The organism is Mesorhizobium sp. P3_A2, assembly GCF_056403115.1.
Map to the genome: position 1 here is coordinate 39,726 of NZ_JBFUGC010000011.1, position 12,113 is coordinate 51,838.

The window sequence follows — 12,113 nt, forward strand, 5'->3', positions numbered from 1 at the left end:
TCGCCCGCCACGACTGAATTCAGGCCCGGGTTGGATAACCCGGGCCTGATGTCGATCAAACGATCAAGAACCGGCACCGCTGGAGCAACTTCCGACGCCGGAGTTGTTCATGGCGTCGCAAAGGCCGCTGAAACGGCCCGTGACCCAGAAACCAATGCCGATGATGAAGCCGATAGCGGCCACCGCGATGATGCCGATCAAGATAGAATATTCGACCATAGCAGCGCCGTTTTCATCGTCGCGGAACTGCCGGGTCATCGCCATGAGCTTTTTCATGTCAATTTCTCCCTCTGGAGGTTTCAACCCGACGAGACAGAGCCAAGGATGAACCCCATACCCAAGCATCCCCCGTCACCTCAATCCTAGGTCCCACCAAAAAGCAGAGTCAAACGGATTAACGGTTCCTTAACCTTCGAATACCTGATCACAAGTGGCTTAGATTTTGACAAGATCTTGATTCGCTTGATTTTTCAAGTCGTCTTAACCATTCATTCACAATTCCGCCACGGTGCGGTTACGGCACAAATGAATTAGCGGTCCTGCATATTCGTTTATATCTAGTGGGTTAGAGATGGCTTCCAGAGGTGCACGGCTTGTTGCGTACCGAAAGGTTCCGTGAGGATCGGCGGAAGGCCGCTTTGAGGAAAGATAAAGCGTCTATTTCCGAAAGCCGTTTTTAACTATGTTGTAAGTATCGGTCGCCTTGGCCTTGTTCGGCGCTTGTGCCCCTCGTGGTTAACGCTTAGTTTCAGCCTGGGGATTTTAGAGGGCTGGGCGAAATGTTGGGCCGCTTCATAAAGGGACCGAGTGAACCGCAGGCGCTGCAGCAGCCAGCGCCGCTCCCGGCAAGTGTTTCGGCACCAACCCCGCCGCCCGACGTCGAACCGCACGGCAACGATTTTCTGACCCTCAAGGTCGAGCTACATCGACACCTGATTGACAGATTCAATCTTTCCGCTCTTGAAACAGCCTCCAAGGACCAGATCCTCAACGAGATCCGCCCGATCGTGCGCGAGTTCGTTCGCACGCGTACCGTGCCGCTAAACGCCCGCGAGCTGGACCAACTGACCAGCGACACCGCTGACGAGATGCTCGGTCTCGGACCGATCGAACCGCTGCTCAAGGACGATTCCATCACCGATATCCTCATCAACACGCACGACCGCGTGTTCATTGAGCGGCGCGGCGTGATCGAGGAGACGGCAATCCGTTTCCGCGACGAGGCGCATCTGTTGCGTGTCATCAACAAGATCGTTTCGGCTATCGGCCGGCGCGTCGATGAATCGGCGCCTATGGTCGACGCTCGCCTGGCAGACGGCTCGCGTGTCAATATCGCGGTGCGACCGATTTCTGTAGACGGTCCGCTGGTGTCGATCCGCAAATTCTCCAAGAATCCCTATTCGCTTGAGCGCCTGATGGCGTTCAATTCGATACGCGCGCCAATGATCGAACTGCTGCGGATCGCCGTTCAGGCGCGCAAGTCGATCCTGGTTTCGGGCGGCACCGGTAGCGGCAAGACGACCTTGCTCAACGCGCTGTCGAGCTACATCCCGGCCAGGGAGCGCCTGATCACCATCGAGGACGCGGCGGAACTGCAACTGCAGCAGCCGCATGTCGGCCGTCTGGAGACCCGTCCGCCCAATGTCGAGGGCAGAGGCGAGGTTCGTCAACGCGAGCTGCTGAAGAACGCGCTGCGCATGCGGCCGGACCGCATCATCGTCGGCGAGGTCCGCGGCGAGGAGGCCTTTGACATGCTGCAGGCCATGAACACCGGCCATGAGGGGTCGATGACCACTATCCATGCCAACACGCCTCGCGACGCTATTTCTCGTCTGGAGCAGATGGTCGGCATGGCCGGCATGCCAATGACGCACGACTCCATCCGGGCGCAGATTGCTTCAGCCATCGACATCATCGTGCAGACGCAGCGGCTCGCCGATGGCGGCAGGCGCGTAACGTCGATTTCCGAGATTACCGGCATGGAAGGCAACGTCGTCCAACTTCAGGAAATCTATAACTTCGTGAGGCGCGAGGTAGCCGCGGATGGGACGATTGTCGGGGATTTTCGCGCCACCGGTGTCCGTCCGCGCTTCGCTCCTGAGGCCGCAACGCTGGGGCTCCATTTCGCCAAGGATGCCTTCAATCCGCAGGTCGCCCTCTGATGCTTACCGGACAGGCGCTGCTTTATTTCATCTACATGCTCGCGGCAGCTTCCGTGATCCTTGCTGGCGAAGCCCTTTACCTTTCCCTGGCCGGTCGCCGCTCCCGCATAGTGGCGGTGAACCATCGGCTCCGCCGTCTCGCTGATGACGCACCCGCGGAACAAACCCTGCAAGGTTTGCTGCGAGAACGCGGCCTGACCGATTCAGGAGATTTTATCTTCGGCTTTGTCTCGCTGAACAGGCTTTATACGCAGTCCGGCATCACCGGAAACCCGATGACCTTCGCAGCGTCGTTTTTTCTGGCCGGCCTGGCGTCGGCTTTGCTGCTGTGGCTTTTCCTGCACCTTGCAGCGCCGGCAGCCTTCATCATCTTTCTCGTGGTGGGCTTTGCCTTGCCTGTCCTTGTTTTGCGCCGGGCACGTAACAAACGGATTCAGAAATTCGCCAAGCAATTGCCCGATGCACTGGACATGATCGTTCGTTCATTGCGCGCAGGGCATCCTGCCTCGGTTGCGATAGGTCTCGTTGCCCGCGAGATACCTGACCCGCTTGGCACGGAATTCGGCATCGTCTCTGACGAGATTACTTTCGGGCTCAGCATGGAGCAGGCCGTGCGGAAATTAACGCAACGGGTCGGCTTCGAGGGACTCAATTTGCTATCCGTATCCCTTTCGATTCAGGCGAGGACCGGCGGCAATCTTACCGAAATCCTCGCCAATCTCTCAACCGTGCTGCGGGAACGCCAGATACTGCGGTTGAAGATCAGGGCGCTGTCGGCCGAAGGCCGGGCCTCGGCCTGGATCATTTCCTTGTTTCCGCTCGTCATGTTTGGGCTGCTCTGGCTGATCGCACCCAGCTATTACGGCAAAGTCTGGAGCAGTCCTCTCATCACGCCTGCATTCGTCATCTTTGGAAGCTGGGCCTTGTTGGGAGACTACATCATGTACCGAATGGTTAATTTCGATTTCTGACAGGAGCGCGTCATAAATCTGTTTTCGAACACCGACGACCTGACCTTCTTTGTCTCCATCGCAGTCTTCGCGTCTGCAGTGGCGCTGTTCCTGTTTGCGGCGCTGATTTTTCTGCCGGCACTGCAAACGCGAAAGCTGGTCGTGGACAGCCTTTTGGGCGAAGGCTCTGTCGATCCGCGATCGATCCTGGGACGGGACCGCCTCGCCAAGATCGCGGCGCAGAAGCCGGTCGACGCATACTTCAAGTCGATCGAGAAAGAACGCACCGAGCCCAATGCTCTGGAGGCGAAACTCTTCCGCGCTGGATTTTATCGAGCGGGTGCACCTCTCGTCTACACGGTTTGTCGCCTCGGCGCCGTTTGTATAGGGTTTCTGGCCATGTATGCCCTGTTGTCGTGGATACTGCCGCCACGGCTGCCGGGATTCATAACGTTCGGTGGCTCGGCCTTGTTTGGGTTAGGCTGCATCGTCATTCCCAGCATCATGCTGGACCGGTTCGAGAATTCACAGAAACAGATCTATCGTCGCGCCTTCCCTGATTTCATGGATATGATGATCACTTGCGCCGACGCCGGTATGAGCCTTGAGGCCGCAGTCGAACGGGTAAGCCAGGAACTTGCGGCCACGCACAAATGGCTGGGAATTCAGCTCACGATCATGAATCTGCAACTGCGCGCCGGCAAGCCACTTCGGGAAGGGCTTCGCGAACTGGCTGACCGCATTGGCCTTGACGAGGCGCGGGCGCTGGCGGTGCTGTTCCGGCAGTCGGAAGAACTAGGCACCAGCCTGACGGATGCCCTGCGCGTCTACAGCGCGGAGATGCGCAGCCAGAGGGTTCTGCAGGCGGAAGAGCGCGCCAATGCCTTGCCTGTCAAAATGATGATCCCACTGGGACTCTGCATCTTTCCGGTGGTGATGATGGTAATCATGCTGCCGGTGGTCATTCGCATGAAGGGCATTTTCTTCTAGTTGCGCATATGCTCTTCTAGTTGCACATATGCTTTGGTCCTAATATGGGTCGGGGGACTCACGGGGAGATTGTATGAAGAGGCCAATTGCAGTCGTGGCCTGTCTGTTCATGGCGGCACTCGCCGGCTGCCAGACGGACGGGGCGGACGGTGTCGTTCGAACCAACGAGCCGTCGAAAGGCGACGTGACGTCCTTTGGTGACGCTTTCGACGGGTTAAAGACAGTTGGTGACGTAGAATATTACGCCTCGGATCAGGCTGTCGCCGAGGCCAAGAACCAGTTCCGTGCTGAAAATTACGGCAATGCCGGCGCCCTGTTCTTCAAGGCGACGCAGCTCGCTCCAAATGATGGTGGCGCCTGGATGGGATTGGCCGCCTCCTGCGACCGGATACACCGCTTCGACCTTGCCGATCGGGCCTATGGCCGCGCCTTCAAGCTGGTTGGCGCGACGCCCGAGTACTACAACAATGTCGGCTATTCCTACCTGCTGCGCGGCAAGCTGCAGGATGCACGCAGCAATTTCCTCAAGGCCTACGAACTGGCGCCCAATGATCCGACCGTGGTCAACAATCTGAAGCTGCTATCGTCCAGCGTGCAAAACATCGAGCGGTAGAATGTTGTTTGCCGTATCGCTGCTGCTTAAAGCGCTCGCCGTTCCTTTGCTGGCAAGGATCGCCTGGCTCGACTTCGTCACCCAGAAGATAGCAAATCGCGAAGTGCTATTGCTGCTTTGCCTTGGGCTGGGATCGCTCCAGCTTGTTTCTGTAGCAAGCGGATCGTGGTGGGATATGGGATTGAGTGCGATCGCCGGACTTGTGCTGTTCGTTGCACTCTTTCCTTTCTGGATAATACGCAAGGTCGGAGCCGGCGACGTCAAGCTGATGGCGGTCGTTCCGTTTCTGACCGGTGGAAGCGGTCTGGCCGTGTTCTCGGTGCTGCTGTTGGTTTTCGCCCTCGCCACCGCGGCGATCGTGAAAAACCCTTTCATGCTGCCGGCAGGGGCGTTTCGCGTCTATATACAGCACTTGGACCGCAAGGGCGTCGTGCCCTTCGGCGTGCCAATTTCGGCGGCTGCGATCTGCACGATAGCGTTCCAGATTTATGCAAGTCTGGCGCTGGCGGGCAGTTCGGGGATACTGCAGCAGCTTAACTAGCGCTTGGTTCCGGAGATTTTCTTCAATGTCGATAGCGCGGCTAGCGGTCCGTAGCACTTCGGAGGCTTGGCGCGCCAATCAACCATTTTTCGTGACGGTAGTCGCCTATGTTCTACTCGCGCTTATTGCCGCGGAGCATTGGAACATCGCCATCAACTTAAAAATATATAATAAAAACTTCCTGTTTTTTGGGGCAGCCGTGACCCTGATCCTTCTAGCTGTGGTCTTGCTTCGGTTGATTATTCAACGGCCAGAGCAACCGTTACGTGCCTTGAAGGAACTCATGCTGGCCAACAACCTGCCGGATCGAATTGCAGCCGGACTGCCGGTTGCGCTCGTCATCCCGCTCTTTTTCTCGATGTTCACCAGCATCAAGGGAGGACTCAGCAGGATTCAACCATTTTATGCCGACACGCCCCTGGCGGCGATCGACAGGGCAATTCATGGCGGGGTCGATGCATGGAGATTTTTTCAACCTGTGCTTGGCTTTGGCCCTATGACCTTTTCGCTGAACATTCTCTACAATCTTTGGTTCGCTGAGGTTTTCATCGTTTTGTTTTGCGTCGCTTTTTCAACGAGGAACGGGCGGCTGCGTTCCCAGTTTCTGGTCACGTTCGTCCTTACCTGGGTGTTGATAGGTAACGTTTTGGCGGCGGCCTTCGCTTCAGTTGGGCCAGCATTCGTTATGCCCTTTTATGGGGAAGGTACGTTTTCTCCCCTGATGGACTACCTTCAGACGACCAACTTGACCTATCCCGTCTCGGCGCTGGGTACGCAAAATTATCTGCTGGCCGATGCCGGGCTCGATGGGCCACGCTTGGGCAGCGGCATTTCAGCCTTTCCATCGTTGCACGTGGCTGTCGCGACCCTGAACGCGATTTATCTCTGGCGTTTTGGGCGTTTGCTCCGCTGGGCCAGCATTGCGTTTCTGGCCGCGATCCAGCTGGGCTCGGTGCACCTGGCCTGGCACTACGCGGTCGATGGATACGCTTCTATGCTGCTGACGCCGATCATCTGGGCTATTGCGGGACGACTTTTGAACGCCCGACCTGGCCTTCAGATCGGCATGAAATAGACCGAGCCGAACATGATCACTGCGACGTAGAGCCAGGCGACGATTCCGGCCGTCCGGTTGATGTTGCCAAGCAGCAGCGCGTTAAGCGTGACCATGGCGACATGGGAGCTTGGCATCGCGGATATGCCGGTCCCGATCGAGGCCTGGCGGCTGGTGTAGGACGAATAGAGATAGTCGCTTATGCGCAGGATGGCCTGGCCTGCACCGCTGCTTCGAAGCGAGGCGGTGAGATCGTCAAACAGGTCCGGGTCAAACAGCCGGTCGTAGAAAATCGGGCCTGCGGATGATCCCACTACCCGCACAACGATGCCGAGGATAACCCGCCGGGGCGCGTCGGTCCCTGAATGGTGCCGCCGTGCCGATCCCGAGCAGGACGATGAAGGGCAGCAGGAAATAGAGGATCAGCAGCCGCTGCGTTCCCAGTGCCGCGAGGTAGGTTTCAGGGAACAGGCCAGCCGCGACACCAGCGTAGCAAAGGCCGAAGATCGCCAGCTTTGCCGACAGTCCTATCCTCGGTGCGGAAGTTACGTCAGCGCTCGCCGCCATATTCGCTTCTTTGGCGGGTCTTTCTTCAAAAGGACCGGAGCGTCGAGCGCGACCGGCGGCGGTGGGGTAAACATCAAGTGTTCAACGACGGTGACGAAGCCGCCGGCACCGGCGCTCGCAATCGCGCAAATTACAAGCATTCTCAAAAAGCCCACGCGCAAATCGCTCCTCAAGCCGCGAGAGAGGATGCGCTCGACTTGGTTAAGAAGCAACTACTTCGTTAGCGAGCGCATGCTGCATGAAGCGATGAATGCCATCGCCTGGCACGGGGTTCAGGAACAAAACTGTCAAACCAAAAACTTTTGTTTGACAGTTTTGCCAGCAAGCAACTGAACCCGCTCGGCCGACGACCCAGCTATTCCACGCTGAGCCGATAGCCAATGCCGCGCACCGTCTGTAGCCAGACCGGATTGGACGGATCGCGCTCGATCTTGCGGCGCAGCCGGTTGATCTGGACGTCGATGGTGCGCTCGCCGACTTCCGAATCGTCGCCGACCAGCTCATGGCGCGGTATGGTTTCGCCGGCGCGCGCGGCGAAGATCGCCAGGATCTCCTGCTCGCGGTCGGTCAGCTTCAGCGCCTCGCCGCCACGCTTCAGCTCGCGCCTGGCGATCTGGAAGGTGTAGGGGCCGAAGACCAGTTGCTCGACCTTGGGCGTCGTCGCCGGGCCACCGCGGCGCAGGATGTTGTTGATGCGCAGGATCAGCTCGCGCGGGTCGAAGGGTTTGGGCAGATAGTCGTCGGCGCCGGCCTCGAGCCCGGTGATGCGGCTGTCGGTCTCCGACAGCGCGGTCAGCATCATGATGGGCACGTTCTTTTCCTCCCGCAGCGCCTTGGTGAGGTCGACGCCGGTTTCACCGGGCATCATGACGTCGAGGACAAGGAGGTCGAAGTCGAGCCCGGCGAGCTTGCGCCTGGCCTCGCCGGCATTTCCGGCGACAGTGACGCGAAAGCCGTTTTCGGTCAGATACTGCTTCAAAAGGTTACGGATGCGGGTGTCGTCGTCGACCACAAGCAGATGCGGCGCGTCATCGTCCGGCGCCGCCGGCTGGTCCACCCTCTCAATGGTCTCCATGGCTTTTCCCTGACATGTTTGCAGGCACAATGTCTATCTGCGCCCTTAGTTCCGGATTGACCATCGCTTCCAGGAATCGTTCGATCAAGGGGCGCTCGCTGGCTCCGGAATCTTCCAATGCAGCACGGATGCGGCGTGACTGTGGCCGCGCCAGGGCGAGCGCCAGGGCGCGGCCCTTGGCCGTCGGGTAGAGTTCACGCTGGCGGCGGTCGCGCGGGCCCTGCAACTGCACGATATGGTCGGTGTCGATCAGCTGCTTCAGCACCCGCGCCAGGCTCTGCTTGGTGATCTTGAGCACGTCGAGCAGTTCGGCGACCGTCAGCCCCGGCCGGCGGTTGACGAAATGCAGCACACGGTGATGGGCGCGGCCGAAGCCGTAATCGGCCAGGATCTGGTCGGGGTCGGAGGTGAAATCACGATAGGCAAAGAAGAACAGTTCGATGATGGCGAAGTCGATGCCGTCCTCGTCGGTGATCGCCGTCTTGATCGGTTTTCCGGCAGCTGGGCTTCGATCCGTCATCATTTCTCCGTCCATAGAGGGAAATTATGTCAGTACTATTGACGTAATTTCCCTGCAATGGTAATTTTTGACAAGCTTTTGGACGGATTGCGAACGAAAAGGCAAGGGAGCGCGGTTTTTCCGGAACTTCCTGAGTTTGCCAGAGTTCGATTATCCGCTTACGCTTCAAGATATCCGGCCGCCCGATGCGGCTGTCGCGAAACAAACAACAACACCAATGATGTGCGGGCCGCCGCCCGCGGGAGGTTTCCATGGCATCCGTTCCCTTCGACCAGCTGGAAGGCTTCATCTGGATGAACGGCGAGTTCGTCAAATGGGCCGACGCCAAGATCCACGTGCTGACCCACGGCCTGCACTATGCCAGCGCCGTCTTCGAGGGCGAGCGCGCCTATGGCGGCGCGATTTTCAAGCTGAACGAACACACCGAGCGCCTGCATGAATCGGCGCGCCTGCTCGGCTTCAAGATTCCCTATTCGGTGGCCGAGCTCAACGACGCCTCGACCACGCTTCTGAAGAAGCAGGGTTTCCAGGACGCCTATGTCAGGCCGATCGCCTGGCGCGGCAGTGAACAGATGGGCGTGTCGGCGCAGAACAGCCGCATCAACTGCGCCATCGCCATCTGGCAGTGGCCGAGCTATTTCGACCCGGCGCAGAAGCTCAAGGGCATCCGTCTCGATGTGGCGGAATGGCGCCGGCCCGACCCGCGCACGGCGCCGTCGAAGTCGAAGGCCGCCGGCCTCTACATGATCTGCACCATGTCCAAGCATGCGGCCGAGGCCAAGGGCTATGCCGACGCCATGATGCTCGACTGGCGCGGCCAGGTCGCGGAAGCAACCGGCGCCAACATCTTCTTCGTCAAGGACGGCAAGATCCATACGCCCAAGCCGGATTGCTTCCTCGACGGCATCACCCGCCGCACTGTCATTGGCCTGGCCAAGGACCGCGGCCTTGAGGTCATCGAGCGCGCCATCATGCCTGAGGAACTCGAAGGCTTCGAACAGTGCTTCCTCACCGGGACGGCGGCGGAAGTGACGCCGGTTTCCGAGATCGGCCCCTACCGATTCGAGGTCGGCGAGATCGCCAAGACTTTGATGAACGACTATTCTGCCGCAGTGCAGCCTAAGCATGCGATAGCCGCAGAATAACGGAAATCACAGCTTTTTTCACAAGCAGGGGCGGATTTAGGGCCGCCCCTTTTATTTCAGCATTTACGCATTTGACTTTCGTCTAATTCGGCGTCTCATGATGGTGTCGGCCCGGGAGGCTGGCAGCTATGGAGGGACTAGGTACATGGATACGAACACGCTCATTGCGATCGTTGTGCAGGTAATAGCGGGTGTTGTCGGTGGTCAGGCAATCGGCGTTGCGCTGAAGAATGCAGCGATGGGCCAGTTGACCAAAATCCTGGGTGGCGCCATTGGCGGCGTCGGCGGCGCGGCGATCCTCGGCAGCCTGCTCGGCGGCGGCACGGTCGACCCGGCAGCAGCTGCGGCGGCAACCGGCGGATTGGGCAGCGCGTTGAACATCGACAACCTCGTCGGCGGCGCAGGCGGCGGCGCGATCCTGACCGGCATCATCGGTGCGGTCATGGGCGCGATGAAGAAATAAGCCTCTGGATCATTCACCGTTTCACGGCGAATGATCCAACTTGTTGTTTTTACGCAATTCCGGACGGAAAACCGCTTACACTTTTCCTGGAATTGCTCGAAACTCAGGCTTCGTCATATGGGCGGCCGCTGGGCCGCCCATATCTGTTTTGGGGTCTATCATGATTGTCGCGGAGCTGTGGACGTTGCCGGCCTGTGCCTCTACATCACGCCAGACACAGCGAAAGGACGATCATGGGTCAGCTCAATGCCGGCATCGTGCCGGTCACGCCCTTCCAGCAGAACTGCACCATCCTGTTCGACATGGATGACAAGCATGGCGTCGTCGTCGATCCGGGTGGCGACATCGACAAGGTGCTGGCGGTGCTGAAGGACAATGCGATCACCGCCGGTGCGATCTGGATCACCCATGGCCACATCGATCATGCCGGTGGCGCCATGGAATTGAAAGAGGCGCTCGGCATCGAGATCATCGGCCCGCACGAGGCCGACAAGCCGCTGCTCGACAATCTCGAGAAGCAGGGCCAGCTCTACGGCATTGCAGGGGTGCGCAACTGCGTTCCCGACCGGTTCCTCAGCGAAGGTGAAACCGTGTCGTTCGGTTCGCATGTGTTCGAGGTGCTGCATTGCCCAGGCCATGCACCCGGCCATGTCGTCTATTACAACCGCGCGGCCAAGTTCGCCCATGTCGGCGATGTGCTGTTTCGCGGCTCGGTGGGGCGCACCGACCTGCCGGGCGGCGACCATGCGACGCTGATCGCCTCGATCAAGAACAAGCTTCTGCCGCTCGGCGACGACATCGGCTTCATCTGCGGCCATGGCCCGGGCGGCCGCTTTGGCGAGGAGAGGCGGACCAATCCGTTCCTTATCTAGCGATGTCTTTCTGCCAACAAAAAAGCGCTGACCTTGCAGTCAGCGCTTTTTGTTTGGGGCAGGGAAGCTCTCGGCGCTTCGCGCCCTAGAGTCTTTATCTTGTACAGGTCGTTATCCCAAAACCGCTACGCACTTTGGGGCGACATGCACTAATTAGCGGTGCAGAAATGCTGCTCACCGTCATTGCCGGTGAACGTGCCGCTGCGGGCGTTGAAGGTCCTGTAGCGGTCCGAGCAGTATTCGTACCAGTCGCGGGTCCACGGCTCGGCATAGCGATCGGCATAGACGACGCGCGGCTCGGCATAGTAGCGGCGAACCGGCCGCACTTCGCGATAGTCGTAGTCATCGCCATAGCTGCTGTAGCGCGGCTGTGGGTTGCTCAGCGCACCGGCGATCAGGGCACCGGCCGCAAGTCCGACGACACCGGCGGCAATGGCGTCGCCATTGTGGTGACCATGATGGCGATGGCGCCATTCGTCGGCGTTGGCGGCGGGCAGAGTGGCGAGCGTGGTCGCGGCGAGTGCGGCGCCCAGGATAGCGGTTTTGAAAATGCGATTCATCTTGGTCTCCTTCGTGCCGGCCCGGATAGTTTTCGGGGATGCGGTCCGGCCTTGGGGACGATTAATAGGAGACCGTGGCTGAACGGGGGCTGAACGGAATTTGCTGATATGCTTCAGGTCATGCGGCAAAAACCACACGCTCGCGGAAGGCGCTCCGCCTCATCATTCTCCGTCCAGACTGTCTTGAGCCGGCTTAGCCGACCGACAGGTTGACGGCCTTCGGGCCCTTGCCGCGCTTGTCCGGCTCGGTGTCGAATGTCACTTTCTGCCCATCCTCAAGACCGGGAAGACCCGACGCCTGCACGGCGGAAATGTGGACGAAGACATCCTTCTGGCCGTCGTCCGGCGTGATGAAGCCGAAGCCTTTGGCATGATTGAAGAATTTGACGGTGCCGGTCTGCGGCATGGGAAGCTCCCTTTGATCCCATAAAGTCAGTTTCGGGCCGGCAAATGCCCGAAGGGAAATTTGTCCTTTATTTTAGCGCTATCGGCAAGAGAAAGTTTTGGCGAGGCCGGCAACGGTCAAGGAGGTCAAATAGATCGTTGCAGCCAAGGCAATTCGCGCCAGACGATCGCGCCGGCAATCAGCCGTTCGATGAAC

The 12,113-nt window shown here is 59.0% G+C and carries 16 protein-coding genes; 10 read left to right on the forward strand and 6 right to left on the reverse strand.

Features of this window, described 5'->3' with window-relative positions; translation table 11 throughout:
• Positions 1-63: 63 nt before the first annotated feature.
• Positions 64-276 carry a Flp family type IVb pilin gene (locus AC1DXM_RS23760; protein ID WP_477236735.1) on the reverse strand — a complete coding sequence of 71 codons (213 nt, stop codon included), beginning with the start codon at positions 274-276 and terminating at the stop codon, positions 64-66.
• 503 nt (positions 277-779) lie between these two features.
• Here AC1DXM_RS23760 and AC1DXM_RS23765 point away from each other — a divergent pair.
• The 6 genes from AC1DXM_RS23765 to AC1DXM_RS23790 all read left to right on the forward strand — a co-directional run bounded on the left by AC1DXM_RS23765 (position 780) and on the right by AC1DXM_RS23790 (position 6,331).
• Positions 780-2,162: a CpaF family protein gene (locus tag AC1DXM_RS23765; RefSeq protein ID WP_477236737.1), complete on the forward strand. Its 1,383-nt coding sequence runs from the start codon at positions 780-782 to the stop codon at positions 2,160-2,162.
• Entirely contained in the window at positions 2,162-3,133 is a 972-nt protein-coding gene (locus tag AC1DXM_RS23770; protein WP_477236739.1) for a type II secretion system F family protein, read from the forward strand. Before AC1DXM_RS23765 ends, AC1DXM_RS23770 begins: the two co-directional genes overlap by 1 nt.
• Positions 3,134-3,151: 18 nt before the next feature.
• Positions 3,152-4,102 carry a type II secretion system F family protein gene (locus tag AC1DXM_RS23775; protein ID WP_477237046.1) on the forward strand — a complete coding sequence of 317 codons (951 nt, stop codon included), beginning with the start codon at positions 3,152-3,154 and terminating at the stop codon, positions 4,100-4,102.
• 73 nt (positions 4,103-4,175) lie between these two features.
• Complete coding sequence (locus AC1DXM_RS23780) at positions 4,176-4,715, forward strand: tetratricopeptide repeat protein (RefSeq protein WP_477236741.1); 540 nt, start codon at positions 4,176-4,178, stop codon at positions 4,713-4,715.
• Position 4,716: 1 nt separating this feature from the next.
• The gene (locus AC1DXM_RS23785; RefSeq protein WP_352588533.1) at positions 4,717-5,256 is read left to right on the forward strand and encodes a prepilin peptidase; all 540 of its coding nucleotides are present in this window, start codon (positions 4,717-4,719) and stop codon (positions 5,254-5,256) included.
• A gap of 25 nt (positions 5,257-5,281) precedes the next feature.
• Positions 5,282-6,331: a phosphatase PAP2 family protein gene (locus AC1DXM_RS23790; RefSeq protein WP_477236744.1), complete on the forward strand. Its 1,050-nt coding sequence runs from the start codon at positions 5,282-5,284 to the stop codon at positions 6,329-6,331.
• On the opposite strand, the gene AC1DXM_RS23795 is transcribed toward AC1DXM_RS23790, so the two are convergent.
• Positions 6,313-6,624 (reverse strand): phosphatase PAP2 family protein, encoded by a 312-nt coding sequence (locus AC1DXM_RS23795; RefSeq protein ID WP_477236746.1) that lies wholly within the window; start codon positions 6,622-6,624, stop codon positions 6,313-6,315. The genes AC1DXM_RS23790 and AC1DXM_RS23795 overlap by 19 nt on opposite strands.
• A 13-nt stretch (positions 6,625-6,637) precedes the next feature.
• Between AC1DXM_RS23795 and AC1DXM_RS23800 the strand changes: the two genes are divergently transcribed.
• Positions 6,638-7,210, forward strand: a complete 573-nt coding sequence (locus tag AC1DXM_RS23800) for a hypothetical protein (protein WP_477236748.1) — start codon at positions 6,638-6,640, stop codon at positions 7,208-7,210.
• Between the two features lie 22 nt (positions 7,211-7,232).
• On the opposite strand, the gene AC1DXM_RS23805 is transcribed toward AC1DXM_RS23800, so the two are convergent.
• Both AC1DXM_RS23805 and AC1DXM_RS23810 read right to left on the reverse strand, forming a co-directional pair.
• Positions 7,233-7,952, reverse strand: a complete 720-nt coding sequence (locus AC1DXM_RS23805; protein ID WP_477236750.1) for a response regulator — start codon at positions 7,950-7,952, stop codon at positions 7,233-7,235.
• Positions 7,939-8,472 (reverse strand): MarR family winged helix-turn-helix transcriptional regulator, encoded by a 534-nt coding sequence (locus AC1DXM_RS23810; RefSeq protein ID WP_112561176.1) that lies wholly within the window; start codon positions 8,470-8,472, stop codon positions 7,939-7,941. Before AC1DXM_RS23810 ends, AC1DXM_RS23805 begins: the two co-directional genes overlap by 14 nt.
• 251 nt (positions 8,473-8,723) lie before the next feature.
• Between AC1DXM_RS23810 and AC1DXM_RS23815 the strand changes: the two genes are divergently transcribed.
• The 3 genes from AC1DXM_RS23815 to AC1DXM_RS23825 all read left to right on the forward strand — a co-directional run bounded on the left by AC1DXM_RS23815 (position 8,724) and on the right by AC1DXM_RS23825 (position 10,952).
• A complete protein-coding gene (locus AC1DXM_RS23815) occupies positions 8,724-9,617 on the forward strand; it encodes a branched-chain amino acid aminotransferase (RefSeq protein ID WP_477236752.1) in 894 nt (297 codons plus the stop codon).
• Between the two features lie 145 nt (positions 9,618-9,762).
• Positions 9,763-10,080 carry a hypothetical protein gene (locus AC1DXM_RS23820; protein WP_477236754.1) on the forward strand — a complete coding sequence of 106 codons (318 nt, stop codon included), beginning with the start codon at positions 9,763-9,765 and terminating at the stop codon, positions 10,078-10,080.
• A 233-nt stretch (positions 10,081-10,313) separates the two neighbouring features.
• Positions 10,314-10,952 (forward strand): MBL fold metallo-hydrolase, encoded by a 639-nt coding sequence (locus AC1DXM_RS23825; protein ID WP_477236756.1) that lies wholly within the window; start codon positions 10,314-10,316, stop codon positions 10,950-10,952.
• 149 nt (positions 10,953-11,101) lie between these two features.
• Here AC1DXM_RS23825 and AC1DXM_RS23830 read toward each other — a convergent pair whose 3' ends face one another.
• Together AC1DXM_RS23830 and AC1DXM_RS23835 are read right to left on the reverse strand one after the other, a co-directional pair.
• Complete coding sequence (locus tag AC1DXM_RS23830) at positions 11,102-11,512, reverse strand: BA14K family protein (protein ID WP_477236758.1); 411 nt, start codon at positions 11,510-11,512, stop codon at positions 11,102-11,104.
• A 193-nt stretch (positions 11,513-11,705) separates the two neighbouring features.
• Positions 11,706-11,918, reverse strand: coding sequence for a cold-shock protein (locus AC1DXM_RS23835; RefSeq protein ID WP_112561038.1), 213 nt, complete (start codon positions 11,916-11,918; stop codon positions 11,706-11,708).
• Positions 11,919-12,113: the final 195 nt, after the last annotated feature.